Below are 19,113 nucleotides of genomic sequence, written 5' to 3'. Positions count from 1 at the left end.
AGCCGGACGGGACGCAGATAATCAGGCGCGGGTTCGGAGTTAGGGCTTAACCCGTTTGCGCGCGCTTTCGGGCCCATGAGGGTGCTTAGCGTGCGGGTATTCCGCGTGATGGTGATGCCCGTGATCATGGTCATGCGCATGTCCATGTCCGTGGTCATGATGGTGGTGATGCGCGTGCGCATCCTGCATTTCCAACCGGCACATGCCCGTGCAGAACGTATCGCACAGCTTGCAATCCGCCACGTTTGAGCCGGGCGCATTGGCCCCCTGCCCTTCAACATGGTGGTGATGGCTTTCTTGGACAGCCCCCACCTCAGCCTCAAAACCCAGAACGGCCGTGCGGTATTTGCACATCACACAAGTGGACGGCGGGACCGCGCCAAACGCGGGGTGCTGGCGGTCTTCGGCCTTGATGTGGTGATGGCGGCCATCCTCCAACGCAAGCACCTGCTCACGGTAGGCGCAAAGCCCACAGTTGGGGGGTGGGGTCGCGCTGTCTTGTTCAATCACACGCTCGGCAAAGGTGCGCAGAACATCCACGTGATCGCCCAAATAACCGGCCTTGAGGAATTCAATCTCGGGGTGCTGTGCCGCGACTTGATCGGTGAAGCCATAGATCCGGTCGATCAAAATGCCCGAAAACAGGAAGTACGGGAACACGACGATCCGCTTGTAACCCAGCTTGGCCGCGTGTTGCAGGCAAGGTTCCACCAGCGGGAACGTCACGCCGGAATAGCCAACCTCACACCAGCCAAAGCCAAGGCCTTCGTGCAAAAGCCGGGCGATTTTGGCGACGTTGCCATTGGCGTCAGGATCGCTTGCGCCGCGGCCAATAACCACCAGACAGGTGTCGTGATAGGGGCCATCACCCGCGACTTCGCGAATACGTGCGGCCGCCGCGGACACCATCTTGGGGTCTACGCCCAGCTCACGCCCATAGCTGACCTGTAGCCCGTTTTTCTGGGCATATGTGTTCAGAACAGTGGGGATGTCATTTTTGGCATGCATCGCTGCGAACAACATACCCGGCACCGCCAAAATCCGCGTACAACCTTTGGCACGCAGGGCATCAAGACCGTCACGAATGACGGGGTTGGCGAACTCAAGATAGCCATAGTCCACCTCCCACTCCGCGGGCAGGTGGGCGGGCAGTTTTTCGGCCAGTGTCGCGAATTCATCCACCGCCGACTGCGAGCGCGAACCGTGCCCACAAATCATAACGCCGGTTTTCTGGGGGGAAGTGGTGCTCATGCGGTGGCCTCCTCGGCGGTATCTTCGGGCTCTTCGTCTTTGGCCTCGGCCTTTTTGCCCTTTAGGTGCCCCCAGATCGCAGCACCGATCGCCGCACCAATCGCAGCACCCGCAACCCAATGGTCATGGCCAGCAAGGTCCGCGATATGACCGGGGTGCGCCGCAGCCGGTCCCGCAAAAGCAGAGAGGATAAGGAAAAGAACAGGTCTCAAGGCACGCTCCATCATTCGCATGCCCCGCTGCCGTGGCCGGGATGACGATGTCGCGGTCCGCCCCCTGTCTGGGTCGGCGGGGCCCGTGATCCACCTGTCCGGCCCCGAAACGAGGCGTCGTCTGCCACTGCCTAGCCTGCGGGTGACAAGGGCGCAACGGGATTCAAAGCCGGTTTTAGCCTCATTTTCCCCCAGTTTGTGCGTATGCGCGCAGGCCCTGCGCTGAACGCGACCTAGATGCGCGAATGCAAGCGGTCTATTCGGGACACAACAAAAGGAGATGAACGATGGGCCAATTGGTTGACGGCGTCTGGCATGACACTTGGTACGACACGAAATCCACGGGCGGAAAGTTCGTCCGCTCAACGGCCGGGTTCCGCAATTGGATCACCGCAGATGGCAGCGCAGGCCCCACGGGTGAAGGCGGATTTAAAGCCGAGGCGGGCCGCTATCACCTCTATGTCTCCCTTGCGTGCCCGTGGGCGCACCGCACGCTGATCTTTCGCAAACTCAAGGGTTTGACTGACCTCATCAACATCTCAGTGGTGCATCCCGACATGCTGTCTGACGGTTGGACGTTTGAAACTGACGATGATGGTGCAACCGGCGATACGCTTTATGGGCTGCCCTTTGCGCGTGACATCTATACCCGCGCGGACCCCGGCGTGTCGGGCCGCGTGACCGTGCCGATCCTGTGGGACAAACAGCGCCAAACCATCGTGAGCAACGAATCCTCTGAGATCATTCGCATGTTCAACACGGCATTTAACGAAATCACGGGCAACACGCTCGATTTCTATCCGATGGCCCTGCGTTCCGAGATCGATCAGATCAATGAGCGCGTCTATGAGCCGATCAACAACGGCGTCTACAAATCAGGTTTTGCCACGACCCAAGGGGCCTACGACACGGCCGTCACGACCTTGTTCGCCGCCCTTGATGAGATGGAGGCCCTGCTCGGCACCCGCCGCTATCTTGCGGGCGATCAAATCACCGAGGCAGACTGGCGCCTGTTCACCACACTTGTACGGTTCGATCCGGTCTATCACCTGCATTTCAAATGCAATCGCAAGCGGCTGGTCGATTACCCCAACCTGTGGGCCTATACGCGAGAATTGTACCAAGTGCCCGGCGTCGCAGAGACCGTCGGAATGGAGCATATCGTGCGCCACTACCACTATAGTCACGACACGATTAACCCGAACCGCATCCTTCCGATCAATGCACAGATCGACTGGATGGAACCCCATGGGCGTGACGGGCTTCAGGCCGCGTAATATTCGACCATCTTGCCCAGATCGTCGGGCGAGGTGGCCCTTGGCAACAACACACGCGCGTTGCCAAGGTGGGCAAAGATTGACCCATCAGAAAAACACCGATCAGAGGTGACCGCGATAATATGGGCCTGCGGCTGGCGGTAATTCGCAAAATCCGCCACCGCCATGGCGCTGCCTTCGGTCAGTTTTAGGTCTAGAATGATTGCGTCAAAATCGTGGGTGGACAGGTGCCGCACGGCATCCAACTGCCCCGTCGCAATGGTCACGCCATGCCCCCAAGCCGACAGCGGTCTTTGCCAAAGTGCGGCCAAATTCGCGTTACTCTCGACAATAAGAACCTGCATGCCCGTTTACCCCTTCTGCGGTGTATCGACCTAATGAACTCGTTCTGAGTGGCTGTCCTTTATGGCTAGTCCACGAACCCTAACAGAGGATTAACAGTGCCGCGTGGCAGCCCCCGATGCGCGGTTTCTTGCAGAGCGTTCCGAATTGCTGTTGAAGGGTCGCAAAAGGGGATGCACTCGCTTGCGCGCCCTATATTGACGCACACATCTGCACGATAAAGGGAGCGCCTGATGACGAGCGTGATCACCATTTGCGACACTTGCAAACGCGATGACTGGGCCGAACGCGCGGCCAATGATGGGGTTGAGCTGACCGATGGTGAGGCCTTGGCCACACTTGTCGAAACCGCAGCCGAAGGCGTTGCTGGTGTCGAGACACGGCGTCATTCCTGTCTTATGGGGTGCAATCACGGTTGTAACGTATCGCTCCAAGCCGCGGGTAAACTGACCTATACGTTGGGAAAATTCGAAACCACGGCAGAGGCTGCCGAGGGGATTGTTGCCTATGCCGCCCTGCACGCCGAAAGCAAAAGCGGACAAGTCCCGTTCAAGCAGTGGCCCCAAGCGATCAAGGGCCACTTCATCACCCGCATCCCACCACTGCCCGACGCCTGAGCGTAAAATGACCCTCGCGCCTGCCCCCTCGGCTTGCCCCAAAACGCCCCGCGATCATGGCGGAGGTCTTGATGCCGCTGTTGCCCGCTGGGGCGGGGCACGCGACGCATGGTTAGACCTTTCTACCGGCATAAACCCGGTAACGTTTCCGATACAAAAGTTAACAGACGCTGACTGGGCCTGCCTGCCCGATGCAGCGGCACAAGACAGGCTCACGCAAGCCGCACGGACATTCTGGAATGTCCCGGCCTCAGCCGAGGTTTTGGCAGCCCCCGGCGCCTCTGCGCTTATTGCCCAAATGCCGGTCTTGGCCCCGGTTGGACGTGTCGACATCCCTGCCCCCACCTACAACGAACATGCGGCAGCCTTCCGTGCTCATGGCTGGCAGATCACGGATCAGGCCCCGTCCGCCCGCGTGTTGGTGCATCCCAATAATCCCGACGGGCGGCTCTGGTCCGCTGAGGATATCACCGCCCCGCTCACCATCATCGATGAAAGCTTCTGCGACGTCACGCCCGAGGCATCAATGATCGAGCTGGCCGCGCGCGATGGGGTCGTCGTCCTCAAGAGTTTTGGCAAATTCTGGGGCCTTGCGGGGATGCGGCTGGGGTTTGCAGTTGCCCAACCGGCGACCATCGCACGCCTGCGCGACATGATTGGACCGTGGGCTGTGTCGGGGCCAGCCCTGCGCATCGGGGCCGTCGCGCTTGAGGATCACGATTGGGCCGCAGCCACCCGGGACAGGCTCACCCAAGACGCCGCGCGGCTGGACGCGCTAATTGACGCGCCCGTTGTCGGCGGCACGTCCCTGTTTCGACTGTACGATGTGGGCGATGCAAAGGCATGGCAGGACCGACTGGCCATGCATCATGTCTGGAGCCGGATCTTTCCCTATTCCAGCCGTTGGGTGCGCCTCGGCCTGCCCGGCACGTCCGCCCAATGGGACCACTTGGAACGCGCCCTAGCCGCCCCCCGATCGGACACCCACGCATGAGCGGACTGCTCGCCCTAGCCCTTGCGCTGGACGCAGCATTGGGCGAACCCAAATGGCTGTGGAACCGCGCGCCGCATCTCGCTGTCGTGATGGGGCGTGCGGTCGGCGCGCTTGATCAACGGCTCAACCATCCCCCCACACAACGCCGCGCCGGTGTATTGGCCGTCGCAATCCTTGTGATTGGCGCGGGCGCTTTGGGGATGGTGCTGGCCGCCCTTCCCCTCGGCTGGGTGTTCGAAATCATCGGCGCCGCGATCCTGCTGGCGCACCGCTCGCTCATCGAACATGTGCGCGCCGTGGCAGACGGGCTCCGCACAGGGCTGGCCGAGGGGCGCAGCGCTGTCGCCATGATCGTCGGGCGCGATGTGACCGCGATGGACGCACCCGCCGTCACCCGCGCCGCCATCGAAAGCGCGGCCGAAAACTTTAGCGACGGCGTCATGGCCCCTGCGTTTTGGTTCTTTGTGGGCGGGCTGCCGGGCATCCTGATCTACAAAATCGTGAACACAGCCGACAGCATGATTGGCTACCGGACGGAGCGATACCGCGACTTTGGCTGGGCTGCCGCGCGGCTGGACGATGTCATGAACTGGGTGCCCGCGCGCCTGACCGCACTTGCCATTATGGTGGTCTCGGGCCGCGCACTGGATCGCGCTGCGTGGGGCCGCGTGATGGCTGAGGCGCGGCTACACCGCTCTCCCAATGCCGGTTGGCCAGAAGCCGCAATTGCGCCGGTGCTAGACGTCGCGCTTGCAGGGCCGCGCAGCTATGATGGTCGGATGGAGGAGTTCCCCTTCGTCCACCCCGCAGGGCGCCGCGATATCGGCCCAAGCGACATCGACGCGGCGTGCAATGTGCTTTGGCGCGTCTGGGCGGGCCTGTTCGGCGCGGTTGCCATTGGCGCGCTGATGATGTGAGGTGGCCGCAAGGGGATAGCTAGGACCAGCACCATGCGCCGACTTTCATTCGCCATCAGCTTGGCACTGTGCCTGCCCGGCGCGGCCTTCGCCACATGCGGGGGCAGCTTTTCGGGCTTTGTCGAAGACCTAAAGGCCGAAGCCATCAGCCGTGGGCACAACCGAGCATCGGTGTCAGAATTCTTTGCCTCCGTCACCCAAGACGACCGCACTCTGCGCGCCGACCGATCCCAAGGGGTGTTCCGCATCCCCTTTACCGACTTCACCCGCCGGGTCATCAGCCAAAGCCGACTGACCAACGGGCGCCGCAACGCAGATCGCTACGATGCCATCTTTGACCGGGCTGAGGCCGAGTACGGTGTCCCGCGCGGGGTCCTGTTGGCATTTTGGGCGCTTGAAACTGACTTTGGCGCGGTACAGGGCGACTTCAACACGCTCAACTCGCTCGTGACACTGAGCCACGATTGCCGCCGCCCGGAATTGTTCCGCCCGCAGGTGTTCGCCGCGCTGGAGCTGTTTGAGGCGGGCGATTTCGACCCGGCCCGCACGACAGGTGCATGGGCCGGAGAAATCGGCATGGTCCAAATGCTGCCCGGCGACATCCTAGAGCGCGGCGTAGACGGCGACGGCGATGGCCACGTCACCCTCAAAACATCTGTCGCGGATGCGTTGATGTCAGGCGCGCGTATGTTGGCCGATTTCGGCTGGCAGCGCGATGAACCGTGGCTGGCAGAGGTTGTCGTGCCCGCCGAAATGGATTGGAGCGTCTCTGGGCTTGAAACCCAAAAGAGCGTCGCGGAATGGGCACGATTGGGCGTCGTACCGCGAGGCACAGACCTGCCGCGGCGGCTGCAAGCCTCGCTGCTATTGCCCCAAGGCCACAAAGGTCCTGCATTTTTAGCTTTTGACAACTACCGCGTATTTTTCGATTGGAACCAGAGTTTTACCTATGTGACGACCGCTGCTTACTTTGCCACACGGCTCAGCGGCGCGCCTGTGTTTGATGCCCGCGCGGCTGAGGCTGGGCTGGAGGACAACCAGATGAAACGCCTACAACAAAAGCTGGCCGCGCGCGGGTATGATGTTGGCAAAATCGACGGCATCTTGGGCGCGCGAACTCGCGCCGCTGTGCAGTCTGAGCAGCAGCGCCTTGGCCTTCCGGCGGACGCTTGGCCCACGACAGATTTATTGGACGCGCTCTGAAGGCCTCTAAGCCACCAGACTTTCGGCTTTTTTCAGGTCAACGGACACCAGCTGGCTGACACCCTGTTCGGCCATCGTCACCCCAAACAAACGGTCCATCCGCGCCATCGTCACCGCGTGGTGCGTGATGATGAGGAACCGCGTGTTTGTGCGACGGGTCATTTCATCAAGCATGTCGCAGAACCGCGTGACGTTCGCGTCATCCAAGGGCGCATCGACCTCATCCAACACACAGATAGGCGCGGGGTTCGCAAGGAACACCGCAAAAATCAAAGCCAGCGCGGTCAGCGTTTGCTCTCCCCCCGACAACAGCGACAGCGTAGACAGTTTCTTGCCCGGCGGCTGGCACATGATCTCAAGGCCTGCCTCCAACGGGTCATCGCTTTCGACGAGGGCCAGTCGAGCCTCACCCCCACCAAACAGGTGCGTAAACAGCATCGAGAAATTACTGTTCACCGTTTCAAACGCGGTCAAAAGCCGCTCGCGGCCCTCTTTGTTCAGACCCGCGATCCCGGCACGCAGGGCCTTGATCGCCTCCTCAAGGTCGGTCTTTTCGGCAAGCAACTCGTCATGCTCGGTCTGGACCTCACGGGCGTCTTCTTCGGCACGCAGATTGACCGCGCCCAGCGCATCGCGCTGACGGCGCAGGCGGTTCACATCCGCCTCTAGGGCCGCAGCAGTCGGCATGTTCACGGGGTCCACCTCCAGTTGCGCCAAAAGCGCTTTGGGCGTGGTTTCAAGGTCCTCGTTGATCCGGTTCGCAGCCGCCTCCACAGCCTCAGCAGCAGCCTCAAGGCGGGCTTGGCCTGCGGCGCGGGCCTCTCGGGCCTCTGAAGCCGCGCGCTCTGCGGTGCGCTCAGCTTCGGCGGCTGTGCGAAGTCCGGCCTCCCCCAACGAAAGCGCTTCTGCGGATGCTACTTTGCGGGTTTCGGCGGCGGTGATCTGTGTCGACAGCTCTGCACGTTGCGCCGCCAATGCCTCCGGCACGGCCTGTGCCTCACCCAACTCCGCCTCGGCCTTGAGGCGCCGCTCCGTCAGGTCGGTGATACGGGTCGTCGCGGTTTCCAAGCGGTGGCGCCAACCGCTCAGCTCTTTGATAACCTCTTGCCGACGCCGGGTGCGCGCATCGCCTTCGCGCTTCAATTCGTCCGAGGCAGCGCGCCGTTGCAACATGGTCAGGCGCGCGGCCTCAACCGTCAGTTTAATGTCTTCAACCGCGCCGCGCGCCGCGTCCAATGGCTCTAGCGCAGTTTGTGCCGCCTGCGCCTCAGTCAAAGCGGTCCGCGCCTCGGCCCCTTCATCGGCGAACCGTGCAACACCCAAACGCCCGGTTTCCAGCTTGCTCTCTGCGATGCTTTGCGCACTTTCGGCGCGGGACACATCGCGGGATGCATCGGCCACAGCCCTGTCCGCAGCACGGCGGGCATCGCGGGCCGCTATATCAGCCGTCGTCAATTCCTTAAGCCGGTCCGTCAGCGCCTCATGCGCGGCACGGGTGCCATCAGCACGGGCCTCGACCTCCTCAAGGTCACGCTTCAGCGCCTGAAGTCGATTGATCTGTTGTAAACGCAACGCGGCCGAGGACGGCGCGGTTTCAGATGCGGCCCGGAACCCGTCCCAGCGCCACAGATCCCCGTCTTGGCTGACCAACCGCTGCCCGGGCAACAGCATGTGTTGCAGCTTGGGCGCCTCATCCGCATCCACGACACCGATCTGTCCCAGCCTCCGCGTCAAAACCGCCGGGGCCTTTACATGCTCCGCGATGGAGCGGATTTGCGCAGGCAGTTTTTGCGGGGCGTCATAGTCAGGCAACCGCGCCCAGCCGGTGTCGCCTTCCGTCTCGGAACTGCGCAGATCATCCGCAAGAGCCGCTCCCAATGCAGCCTCAAACCCCGGCTCAACGGTCAACCGATCCAGAAGTGGCTCATCTTCCGAACTGTCGCGCGCAATCAGCTTGGTCAGGGCAGTGACCTCAGCGCGCAAGGTCGTGGCTTCACCTTCAGCTTCGGATCGTGCGGCGCGGGCGCGGCTTTCTCGTTCCTGCGTTTCGGCGCGTGCAGCCTCCGCAGCCGAAAGCGCTTCATCCGCCTGTTGCGCCAGCAGGGTCGCGGCCTGTTGCGCGGTTTGGGCCTGCGTCAATGCCGCTTGCGCACCGTCCAAAGTTGCTTGCGCCTCGGTCACGGCAACTTGTGCCTTGGCTGCTTCGGCCTCCAGCCGTTCGACCCGCGACTGGCTGTCACCGATCAGGCGCGTCGCCGATTGGTGCCGCGCCGCCAGCCGCGCCATATCTTCGGTTAGCCGCGATAAGTCGCTTTCACGTTCCGCGAGCACTTCGGCAGCCTCATGGGCGGCGGCTTGCGCAGTGGCCAGGGCCTCGGCGTGGCCAGCGTCCGCCTTTTCCAGCTCCGTCTTTTCCCAATCCAAACGCTCGATCGTTTGGCCCGCATCAGTGTTAAGCGTCTCTTCGCGGGCTTGGTCATGGGCCAGTTGCTCAATCCGCCCGGTCAGCGTTTCTATCCGCTCCAGCGCGCGGGTCTCTTCTGCCTCAAGCGTGTCGCGGGCCACCAAAACGCGCTGTAAAACAGCTGCTGACACGGCCTCTTCTTCGCGGAGAGGGGGCAACTTGTCCTCGGCCTGCGTACGGGCGCTGGCGGCGCGTGTCACCGCCCCCTCTGCCTGCGCGGCCTCGGTCAACAAGGTACGCACCTGCGCCTCCGCCTTTGCGCGGGCCTCCTCTGCTTCGCGCCAGCGACGGTATAACAATTGCCCCTCGGCCAACCGCAGGCTTGTCCCGATTTCGCGATAGCGCGCAGCCTGACGGGCCTGCCGCGCAAGGGTCTGCAACTGTGCGGCCAATTGCTCCAAAACATCATCCACCCGGGTCAGGTTCGTCTCGGCCCCCTTCAGCTTTAGCTCAGCCTCATGACGCCGCTGGTACAGGCCCGAGATGCCAGCCGCTTCCTCTAGCACGCGGCGACGTTTCTGGGGCTTAGCGTTGATCAACTCACTGATCTGCCCCTGCCGGACCAACGCGGGCGAATGCGCCCCGGTCGAGGCATCCGCAAAGAGCATTTGCACATCGCGCGCCCGCACGTCCTTGCCGTTCACCTTATAGGCAGAGCCAACATCCCGCGTGACCCGGCGGATAATGTCGAGGTTTTCCTCACCATTGAACGCCGCCGGCGCAAGGCGCTCACTGTTGTCCATGCCCAGCGTTACTTCGGCGAAATTGCGGGCCGAACGTGTAGCCGCCCCCGCAAAGATCACGTCCTCCATGCCGCCGCCACGCATCGCCGTGGGGCGATTTTCGCCCATTACCCAGCGCAGAGCCTCAAGCAGGTTTGATTTGCCACATCCGTTGGGGCCCACCACCCCCGTCAGCCCATCCGCAATGACCAAATCGGTGGGATCAACAAAGCTTTTAAAGCCATTCAGACGAAGACGGGCGAAACGCAAGGGCGACTCACTTCAAGAAATAACGCAATATCAATGGCAGTCTCGGAAAGGCGCGCGCATTGTGTCAAGGCGAGGCATCGCATATTTCGCGACTCGTGCCAGGTTATCCACAATATATAGGCCCTCGCGCAGAACAGATGCCGTTATGCCGCCCCCAGATGACGCTTTCATTGTTGACCCACCCGCACCGAACACGCACAACGGGTGCAGTTTGGTGGCCCCATGCGCAAAGCGCGACGGGGTCTGAAACGGGAATGTGGTGACGGTGACCCAAGTCGGGGCCAGATGCCACAGCCGCCCCCGCGACTGTAAGCGGTGAGCAAAGGCCACATGCCACTGGGGTTCCCCCGGGAAGGCGGTCCGCGCATCGACCCGCAAGCCAGGAGACCGGCCAAGCGATTTTGATAACCCCTGCCGTCGGGTGGACGGACATAGGAGAAAGACCCATGACGACCCAAACAGTCGCAACGACCAACACTTCCACAGCTTCCATCGTTTTTGCCGCAGCCGCTGGCATGATGCTGCTGTTCTTCTCGGGCTACGCACAAGCCACAATCCTGCATGACGCCGCCCACGATCAGCGTCACGCTATGGCATTCCCCTGCCACTAGGCAGCGCTTAGCTCCATGCCGATGAAATTGCTGACCAGCGCGGTGTTCGCTGGTGTTGCTGCAGGGCTGATTGCCGCTTTGCTGCAATTTACATTTGTCACGTCCTCATTGCTTGAGGGCGAGCTTTACGAAGCCGGTGCCAAGGTTCACTTCGCCGTCGATGGCTCGCCACAAAGCCCTCGTGGCGGCGCAGAGATCGACTTTGCCGCAGAGCCGATGCGTTACGTGATGACCATGGCGTTCAACGTGGTGACCTACGTAGGGTTCGGGTTCCTTTTGGTGGCGCTTATGGCCCTGGCTGAGGCACGCGGCCTGACCAAAATCACCCCACGCCAAGGGTTGATCTGGGGCATTGCCGGGTTCATCGCGATCCAACTGGCCCCCGCGATCGGGCAACCACCGGTCCTGCCCGGCTCTATCGGGGCCGACATTGGTCCGCGCCAAGCATGGTGGATGGCAACGCTGCTCACCGCAGGGTTGGCCATGTGGCTCCTAGCGTTTGGCCGTGGCTTGCTGCCCCTGTTGGCAGTGCCTCTTTTGCTGGCTCCCCAGCTTGTAGGTGCGCCAACGCTCGACACCTACTTTGGGGTGACACCGGCGGAACTTGCGGCACAATTCTCAGCGATGTCGCTGGGATATGCGGCCGCCGGATGGGCTGCCCTCGGGTTCTTTGCGGCGTATTTCTACACGCGTGAGGCCGCCTAAACCAACCATTCGGGTCAGCGCCCACTCGGCGCTGGCCCTTGATCATTCGGCGCGCCCCTTTCGCCACCAGGCAGGCTTGGCGCACCGCGTTCAGACACGAAAAGGAAAAACGAGTATGGCAGGCAAAGTTCCAGCAACCGTTGTCACGGGATTTCTGGGCGCGGGCAAAACCACGCTCATCCGTCACATGTTGCAAAACGCCGAGGGCAAGCGCATCGCGCTGATCATCAATGAGTTCGGTGATCTAGGCGTCGATGGCGATATCCTCAAGGGCTGCGGCATCGAGACCTGCACCGAGGACGACGTGATGGAACTGTCGAACGGCTGCATTTGTTGCACCGTCGCCGATGACTTCATCCCAACGATGGAAAAACTGCTGGATCGTGACACGCCCCCTGATCACATCGTGATCGAAACGTCTGGCCTTGCCCTGCCCCAACCCCTTGTGCGCGCCTTCAACTGGCCCGGCATTTCGACCCGTGTCACCGTGGACGGCGTTGTCACGGTCGTGGATGGCCGCGCCGTGACCGATGGGCAGTTCGCGCATTCCGTCGCAGCCGTGGACGCACAGCGCAAGCTGGACGAAAACCTTGATCACGAAACACCCCTGTCTGAGCTGTTTGAAGACCAAGTGGCCTGCGCTGACATGATTGTCGTGAACAAAGCCGACCTGCTCGACACCGCAGAGGCCGACGGCCTTGTTGCCCGCCTCAAGGATGAGGCTCGGGGCGGCGTGCAGGTGGTCAAAGCGTCCATGGGCGCGCTCCCTGTTTCCGTCCTTCTGGGCCAAGGCGTCGGCGCCGAAGCCGATCTAGACGCCCGCAATGAGGTGCATCACCACCACCACGAAGATGATCATGCCCACGATGACGACCATCATCACGATCACCACCACCATCACCATCACGCCCACGAACACGGGCACGACGAATTCGAGAGCTTTATCGTCACGCGCTCCGAAATCGCTGACCCCGCAGCCTTCGCCGAACAAGTCGCTGATGTAATCCGCGCCCATGGTATCCTTCGGCTCAAGGGCTTTGCCGCCGTCGCGAACAAACCCATGCGGCTCACGCTCCAAGCCGTTGGTCCGCGCGTCGACACCTACTTCGATCGCCCCTTGGGCAGTGACCCACGCGAAACACGCTTGGTTGTCATCGGTGAGGCAGGGCTCGACCGCGCCGCCATCACGGCCGCCCTCGTCGCATGATCATCGCGCCCGGCGATCCGCTCAGCCCCGAGGGCCTCGCCTTGATCGAAGGGTCTGAACAGGCGTTGCGTGAATTCTACACGGCCGAAGAAAGCTTTGCCTATTCGCCAGAGGAACTCACGGCGCCGGGCGTCATTTTTTACATCGCACGCGATGCCCAAGACACCCCACTAGGCTGCGTTGCCTCCGTTGATATGGGCGACTACGTCGAAATCAAACGCCTGTTCGTCACGCCACCCGCCCAAGGCACCGGACTGGGCCGAGCCCTAATGGCCCGCCTAGAGAAGGACGCGCAAGCGGACGGCCATACTCTCATGCGGCTCGAAACAGGTGATCTTCTTGTCGCCGCCTGCACTCTGTATGAACGTATGGGATACCGCCGTCGCGGCCCCTTCGCAGACTACCTCGATGTGCCAACGTCAACATTCATGGAAAAACGGCTCTAGTCCTTTGTTCCCCCAATACTCCCGCCGGAGGCCCGGTTTTTCGCCAGAAAAACCGTAACAGGAGCGCCCATGCATCTGCTCGCAGCAACACCCGGACAAATCGACGACGGCCAAGAACCCGTTGACCTCGGCCAAACGCCCGCCGACGTGGTCATTATTTCCGCCGCTGATACGGAACTCGCCGCCCTGTCCGCGGCCCATGCCGACGCGCCTCACGGCACACTGCGGCTGGCCAACATGATGCATCTGCGCCACCCAATGTCGGTGGACCTCCACCTAGAAGCCTGCGCCACCAAATCCCGGCTGGTCATTGCGCGCGTTCTTGGGGGCATGGGCTATTGGCGCTACGGCGTGGAACAATACGCAGCCCGGTTGGGTGCCGCGAACATCCCCGTGGCCTTTCTACCCGGTGATGACAAACCCGACCCCGAACTGCGGGAGCTTTCGACCGTCCCGGCTGAGGATTACGACGCCCTCTGGGCCTATCTAGTCGAAGGCGGGCCCCAGAATGCCGCCAACTTCCTTGCCTACACCCGTGCCTTTCTCGATAAATCTGAGCGCCCCCAAGCCGCGACACCCCTTTTGCGCGCGGGCGTCTACTGGCCCGGTGCCGGGATCGCGGACCTAAACGCCGCGACAGCCAACTGGACCGAAGGTGCGCCCGTCGTGCCGCTGATCTTTTACCGCGCGCTGGTCCAAGGCGCGGGCCTGAACCCGATCAACCGCATGGTAAAAGCGCTCCTGCGCGCGGGCTTGAACCCGCTGCCGGTCTTTGTTGCCTCGCTCAAAGATCCAGTCTCGGTCGCGACGCTTCAGACGCTGTTCACCCAAGCGCCGCCCGAGGTTATCCTCAACGCCACCTCCTTCGCCGTCGGCAGCCCCCACGGGGACGGGGCCGAAAACCCGCTGGCCGCCGAATGGTGCAACGCAGCCCCAGTGTTTCAGGTCGTCCTCGCAGGCTCAGGCGAACAAGCGTGGGAAGAAGGCCTCACCGGCCTGAGCGCGCGGGACATCGCGATGAACGTAGCCCTGCCGGAGGTGGATGGCCGTGTCCTGACCCGCGCCATCAGCTTCAAGGGCGAGGCCTATTTCGATGAAGCAACCGAATGCGCCATCGCCACCTACAAGGCACGCGGCGACCGGATCGGTTATGTGGCGGAACTGGCCCTCGCATGGGCACGCCTGCGCCGGGCCAAGACGGCGGATCGCAAGGTCGCACTGGTGCTGGCGAACTATCCCAACCGAGACGGACGGCTCGCCAATGGTGTGGGCCTTGATACGCCTGCGGCCACGGTAGCTGCCCTCCAGACTTTGGGCGCCGACGGGTATTCCGTTGAAAACGCTCCTGCAGACAGTGATGCCCTGATGCAGCGGCTTATGGCTGGTCCCACCAACTGGTTGACGGACCGAGTTGAGCGGACGGGCGGTGAGCGGTTGACCATGGCCGACTATCGCCGCCACTACGACGCCCTCCCGTGGGAGGTCCGCCGCCAGATGGAGGACCGCTGGGGCACACCCGAAACGGACCCGTTTTGCGACACGGACGGCTTTGCGCTTGGCATCCACACCTTTGGCAATGTCGTCGTCGGCCTACAGCCCGCGCGCGGCTACAACATTGACCCGACCGAGACTTATCACTCTCCCGATCTGGTTCCGCCGCACAACTACCTGGCGTTCTACTTTTGGCTGCGCCACCACTGGGCCACAGACGCAATTGTGCATATGGGCAAACACGGCAACCTCGAATGGCTGCCCGGCAAGGCAGTCGCGCTGTCGGACACGTGCTGGCCCGAGATCGTGATGGGCACAACGCCCCATATCTATCCGTTCATCGTGAACGACCCCGGCGAAGGGACACAAGCCAAGCGCCGCGCGCAGGCGGTGATCCTTGACCACCTGACGCCACCGCTGACCCGCGCCGAAACCTACGGACCGCTGCGCGACCTAGAGGCGTTGGTCGATGAATACTATGAAGCTGCGGGCGTCGACCCGCGCCGGATCGAACATCTGCGCCGCGAAATCCTGAGCCTGACGGCAGCAACCGGGTTGGACCAAGACGCAGGTTTTGACGGCGATGAGGCCGGCGATCTGGCCAAACTGGACGCATACTTGTGCGAGTTGAAAGAAGCCCAAATTCGCGACGGCCTGCATATCTTTGGGGCCTCGCCCGAGGGCACGCTAGAGCGAAATCTGGTCATCGCATTGGCCCGCATTCCACGTGGTGAGGGCAAAGACGCGGACGCATCCTTGTTGCGAGCGTTGGCACAGGACTGCGGCGCAGGGTTTGATCCGCTGGATTGCGACATGGCCGCGACATACGAAGGCCAACGTCCCGCGATCCTCGCGGACGTAAGCGCGGATACGTGGCGCAGCAATGGCGACACCGTAGAACGGTTGGAGCTGTTGGCGCAAACCGCCCTCGGCTGGACCGAAACACCGGCAGAGTTCACCGCATCCGCCCCTGTGCTGGACGCAATCCGCGATCATATCACCCCCACCGTGCGCGCCTGCGGACCGGCGGAACAGGCGGGCCTTCTCACCGCCCTATCAGGGCACTTCGTCGCCCCGGGTGCGTCAGGCGCACCAACGCGCGGACGGCTGGACGTCCTGCCCACAGGGCGCAATTTCTTTTCGGTCGATAGCCGCGCTGTTCCAACCCCCACCGCATGGAAGCTGGGCTGGAAATCCGCCAACCTATTGATCGAGCGGCACCTACAGGACCACGGCGACTGGCCCCGCGCCCTGCTGTTAACAGCATGGGGCACGGCCAACATGCGCACGGGCGGCGATGACATCGCGCAGGCCCTCGCGCTGATGGGCGTCAAGCCAAAGTGGGACGCCGCAAACCGCCGGGTCACGGGGTTTGAAATCCTGCCCCAAGGCGTCTTGGGTCGCCCGCGCGTAGACGTCACGCTGCGGGTTTCGGGCTTTTTCCGCGACGCGTTCCCGCAGCAAATCGCACTGATCGATTCCGCCGCCCGCGCGATCCAGGCGCTTGATGAGCCGGACGCGGACAACCCCGCCGCCGCCCGCGCCCGCGCAGGCGAAAGCACGGCCCGTGTTTATGGATCAAAACCGGGGGCCTATGGCGCAGGCCTTCAGGCCATGATCGACGAACGCCTTTGGGCCGACAAATCCGACCTCGCGGAGGCCTACCTCGAATGGGGTGGCTACGCTTATGGCGCTGACGCCGAAGGCACGCGCGACCGCGCCGGGTTGGAACAACGGCTAAGCCAAGCTGAGGCCGTCGTGCAAAACCAAGACAACCGCGAACACGACCTGCTCGACAGCGACGATTATTACCAATTCGAAGGCGGTGCCGCCGCCGCGATCAGCACCCTGCAAGGGCGCGACCGTCCTGTCTATCACAACGACCACTCTCGGCCCGAACGACCTGTTATCCGCACACTAGAGGATGAGATTGGGCGCGTTGTACGGTCCCGTGTGGTGAACCCAAAATGGATCGAGGGCGTCAAACGCCACGGCTACAAGGGCGCGTTTGAGATCGCGGCCACGGTGGACTACCTGTTTGCGTTTGCCGCCACGACAGGCGCTGTGCGGGACCACCATTTTGACATGGTCCACGCCGCGATGCTGGAGGATACAGACACGCGCGACTTTATCGCCGATCACAACGCGCCAGCCCTCGCCGACATCGCGGACCGCCTGCAAGAGGCGATTGACCGCGGGCTATGGACGCCGCGGTCCAACTCAGCCCGCGCATTGCTGGAGCAATTGGGCAGCGGTCAACCCGCGAACAACGCCTAGTCGCAGTCGATGGCCAGATCGAACACCCCGGTCGAAAGGTCAAACGGGATCAAATTGCCCACGCAGGATGTTTTGGGACCATCCCGAGGCGGGGGCAATTTCAGCTCTGCGCCTTCGGTGCAGTCGATCTTCATCCGCAACAAAGCCACATCGCCGGACACAGACCCAAGGTCCGGCGCGCAGCCGGTCCCCTTGATTACGGCGGCCACCGCTGCGGCCTGTACGTCCGCATAATCAGGACGCCACACGCGGGTGAGCCGGGTCACCTCGGCTCGGTCTTGTGAGTAGTTTATTGCGAAGGAGTAGCCGCCTGCGTCCACGGTGACCTGATCTCGCAGCCCGGATAGAGGATGCGGTGAAGCGCAGGCGGCCAAAGCCGCAAGGGGGATAAGAATTACGGCCTTCATGTCCTAGTTTGCACCAAACTTAGTTAAGCCTTGGTTAACAACTACACCCCCTTTTCATCTGCCGCTCTCGCAGGCACTCTGGGCACCAAATGAAAAGGGAGCCCGCGATGACCGACGCAGCAGACACAGAGCGCCACAATGCCAAGATGGCCAAGAAAAAGGCCGCCCGCGATAAGATCATGGCTACCAAGACCGATAAAAAGGGCTTGGTGATCGTGCACACCGGCAAGGGGAAGGGCAAAAGCTCTGCCGCGTTTGGGATGATTTTCCGCTGTATCGCGCATGACATGAAATGCGCCGTGGTGCAGTTCATCAAGGGCGGCATGTCCACCGGCGAACGCGACCTGATCCTCGCTAAGTTTGGCGATATCTGTGAATTCCACACCATGGGTGAGGGCTTTACATGGGAAACCCAGGACAAAGACCGCGACATCGAAATGGCGCAGGCCGCGTGGTCCAAGGCCAAGGACCTGATCCGCGACCCCAGCCACAAAATGGTCCTGCTGGATGAGATCAACATCGCCATGCGGTATGATTACATCGACGTGAACGAAGTCGTGGCGTTCCTCCGCGATGAAAAGCCCGAGATGACCCATGTGGTTTTGACCGGGCGCAACGCCAAGGATGAGCTGATTGAACTGGCCGATCTGGTCACCGAAATGGAGCTGGTCAAACACCCCTTCCGCGCGGGCATCAAGGCGCAGATCGGCGTGGAATACTAAGCCATGGCGCAGGCGCTCATGCCGCTGGCTGCCTTTGACGTGGTGGACGGGGCGGCGCGGCCCGTGGATGACCCATGGCCCGCCCCCCAATCACCGCAGGGCTACCGGTGGCTGCATCTAGACCTGAACGCACCGGGCACTCGCGACTGGGTGGCGGCGCATTTGCCTACCGTCGCGGCCAAGGCCCTGATGGCTGAGGAAACGCGCCCAAGGGCTGATCATATGGCCGAAGGGTCCATCATTGTGCTGCGCGGGGTCAACATGAACCCCGGCGCACAGGTCGATGATATGGTGTCGCTGCGGTGTTGGCTCAGCCCCGACGGGTTGGTCACGGTCCGGTTGCGGCGACTGATGGCCGTGCAGGAATTGCAGGGCGCGCTTGCCGATCCAGCCGCCCCCGTACCCGCCACACCCGCGGCCGCGTTGACGATGATCATCGCAGGCTTGATCACCCGGATTGAAACCGTCTCACTCGCGCTCGAGGATCAGGTGGACACCCTAGAGGACGTCTCGCTCGACGGTGGCTCAACGGCTGCAAACCTTGCCCAATTGCAACGCCGTATCATCAAATTGCGCCGATACGTTGGCCCCCAACGAGAAGCACTGGCCCGGCTGGCACAGGCCGACATCCCATGGCTGGACGCCCCCGCCCGCGCGGCCTTGCGCGAATGGGCCAACGCTGCTGCCCGCTCCGTCGAGGAGCTAGAGGCCAACCGCGACCGCCTTGCGGTGCTGCAAAACCAGTTGGACGCCCAGCAAAGCGCCATCGTGTCACGACACGGCTATATCCTGTCCGTGGTCGCGGCTGTGTTCCTGCCGCTAGGGTTCCTGTCGGGGCTGTTTGGGGTCAATATCGCGGGCATGCCAGGGCTGACCGCACCTTGGGCCTTTGCCGCGCTATGCGCCGCCTGTGTGGCCATTGCCGCCGCACTCTTCGTATTTTTCCGCTATCATAAATGGCTATAGAAAGGGCATCTG

General features: G+C 62.3%; 17 protein-coding genes and 1 riboswitch. Of the genes, 12 read left to right on the top strand and 5 right to left on the bottom strand.

The window, feature by feature from the left end:
• Positions 1–39 precede the first annotated feature (39 nt).
• Positions 40–1,251 (bottom strand): sirohydrochlorin chelatase, encoded by a 1,212-nt coding sequence (locus PM04_RS05070; protein ID WP_038004319.1) that lies wholly within the window; start codon positions 1,249–1,251, stop codon positions 40–42.
• Positions 1,248–1,463: a DUF6732 family protein gene (locus PM04_RS05065; RefSeq protein ID WP_233486501.1), complete on the bottom strand. Its 216-nt coding sequence runs from the start codon at positions 1,461–1,463 to the stop codon at positions 1,248–1,250. The genes PM04_RS05070 and PM04_RS05065 overlap by 4 nt, the downstream gene beginning before the upstream one ends.
• Before the next feature lie 287 nt (positions 1,464–1,750).
• On the opposite strand from PM04_RS05065, the gene PM04_RS05060 reads away from it, so the two are divergent.
• A complete protein-coding gene (locus tag PM04_RS05060) occupies positions 1,751–2,740 on the top strand; it encodes a glutathione S-transferase family protein (protein ID WP_038004317.1) in 990 nt (329 codons plus the stop codon).
• Here the strand turns inward: PM04_RS05060 and PM04_RS05055 are convergent.
• A complete protein-coding gene (locus tag PM04_RS05055; protein WP_038004315.1) occupies positions 2,728–3,084 on the bottom strand; it encodes a response regulator in 357 nt (118 codons plus the stop codon). The two genes, PM04_RS05060 and PM04_RS05055, sit on opposite strands and share 13 nt — an antisense overlap.
• Positions 3,085–3,315: 231 nt before the next feature.
• Here PM04_RS05055 and PM04_RS05050 point away from each other — a divergent pair, with 231 nt between their 5' ends.
• The 4 genes from PM04_RS05050 to PM04_RS05035 are packed head-to-tail and all read left to right on the top strand — an operon-like array spanning position 3,316 to position 6,813.
• Positions 3,316–3,699 carry a DUF1636 domain-containing protein gene (locus tag PM04_RS05050; RefSeq protein WP_038004313.1) on the top strand — a complete coding sequence of 128 codons (384 nt, stop codon included), beginning with the start codon at positions 3,316–3,318 and terminating at the stop codon, positions 3,697–3,699.
• A gap of 7 nt (positions 3,700–3,706) precedes the next feature.
• Complete coding sequence (locus PM04_RS05045) at positions 3,707–4,693, top strand: threonine-phosphate decarboxylase (RefSeq protein WP_038004312.1); 987 nt, start codon at positions 3,707–3,709, stop codon at positions 4,691–4,693.
• Positions 4,690–5,610 (top strand): adenosylcobinamide-phosphate synthase CbiB, encoded by a 921-nt coding sequence (gene cbiB, locus PM04_RS05040; protein WP_038004310.1) that lies wholly within the window; start codon positions 4,690–4,692, stop codon positions 5,608–5,610. Before PM04_RS05045 ends, cbiB begins: the two co-directional genes overlap by 4 nt.
• 33 nt (positions 5,611–5,643) lie before the next feature.
• Positions 5,644–6,813 carry a lytic murein transglycosylase gene (locus PM04_RS05035; RefSeq protein WP_038004307.1) on the top strand — a complete coding sequence of 390 codons (1,170 nt, stop codon included), beginning with the start codon at positions 5,644–5,646 and terminating at the stop codon, positions 6,811–6,813.
• Positions 6,814–6,819: 6 nt separating this feature from the next.
• Here PM04_RS05035 and smc read toward each other — a convergent pair whose 3' ends face one another.
• Positions 6,820–10,269, bottom strand: a complete 3,450-nt coding sequence (smc, locus tag PM04_RS05030; protein ID WP_038004305.1) for a chromosome segregation protein SMC — start codon at positions 10,267–10,269, stop codon at positions 6,820–6,822.
• Between the two features lie 195 nt (positions 10,270–10,464).
• A riboswitch (cobalamin riboswitch) is annotated at positions 10,465–10,680 on the top strand.
• A gap of 35 nt (positions 10,681–10,715) precedes the next feature.
• Between smc and PM04_RS05025 the strand changes: the two genes are divergently transcribed.
• The 5 genes from PM04_RS05025 (at position 10,716) to cobN (ending at position 17,006) form a co-directional block, all read left to right on the top strand.
• Positions 10,716–10,880 carry a CbtB domain-containing protein gene (locus tag PM04_RS05025; RefSeq protein ID WP_038004304.1) on the top strand — a complete coding sequence of 55 codons (165 nt, stop codon included), beginning with the start codon at positions 10,716–10,718 and terminating at the stop codon, positions 10,878–10,880.
• Between the two features lie 15 nt (positions 10,881–10,895).
• Positions 10,896–11,585 (top strand): CbtA family protein, encoded by a 690-nt coding sequence (locus PM04_RS05020; RefSeq protein ID WP_038004302.1) that lies wholly within the window; start codon positions 10,896–10,898, stop codon positions 11,583–11,585.
• Positions 11,586–11,700: 115 nt separating this feature from the next.
• Positions 11,701–12,792 (top strand): cobalamin biosynthesis protein CobW, encoded by a 1,092-nt coding sequence (gene cobW / locus PM04_RS05015; protein WP_038004301.1) that lies wholly within the window; start codon positions 11,701–11,703, stop codon positions 12,790–12,792.
• Positions 12,789–13,238 (top strand): N-acetyltransferase, encoded by a 450-nt coding sequence (locus tag PM04_RS05010; protein ID WP_038004300.1) that lies wholly within the window; start codon positions 12,789–12,791, stop codon positions 13,236–13,238. Before cobW ends, PM04_RS05010 begins: the two co-directional genes overlap by 4 nt.
• A 69-nt stretch (positions 13,239–13,307) precedes the next feature.
• On the top strand, positions 13,308–17,006 hold the full coding sequence (cobN, locus tag PM04_RS05005; protein WP_038004299.1) for a cobaltochelatase subunit CobN: 3,699 nt from the start codon (positions 13,308–13,310) through the stop codon (positions 17,004–17,006).
• Here cobN and PM04_RS05000 read toward each other — a convergent pair.
• On the bottom strand, positions 17,003–17,413 hold the full coding sequence (locus tag PM04_RS05000) for a hypothetical protein (RefSeq protein ID WP_038004297.1): 411 nt from the start codon (positions 17,411–17,413) through the stop codon (positions 17,003–17,005). The two genes, cobN and PM04_RS05000, sit on opposite strands and share 4 nt — an antisense overlap.
• Positions 17,414–17,520: 107 nt before the next feature.
• On the opposite strand from PM04_RS05000, the gene cobO reads away from it, so the two are divergent.
• Entirely contained in the window at positions 17,521–18,135 is a 615-nt protein-coding gene (gene cobO / locus PM04_RS04995) for a cob(I)yrinic acid a,c-diamide adenosyltransferase (RefSeq protein ID WP_038004294.1), read from the top strand.
• A 3-nt stretch (positions 18,136–18,138) separates the two neighbouring features.
• Positions 18,139–19,101, top strand: coding sequence for a CorA family divalent cation transporter (locus tag PM04_RS04990; protein ID WP_052068205.1), 963 nt, complete (start codon positions 18,139–18,141; stop codon positions 19,099–19,101).
• The last annotated feature ends 12 nt before the right edge of the window (positions 19,102–19,113 follow it).

This window comes from Thalassobacter sp. 16PALIMAR09 (assembly GCF_000765485.1).
In the GTDB taxonomy this organism is placed as follows: domain Bacteria; phylum Pseudomonadota; class Alphaproteobacteria; order Rhodobacterales; family Rhodobacteraceae; genus Thalassobacter; species Thalassobacter stenotrophicus.
Note: the sequence above shows the minus strand (reverse complement) of the source record. Positions and strands in the feature narration are given on the sequence as shown.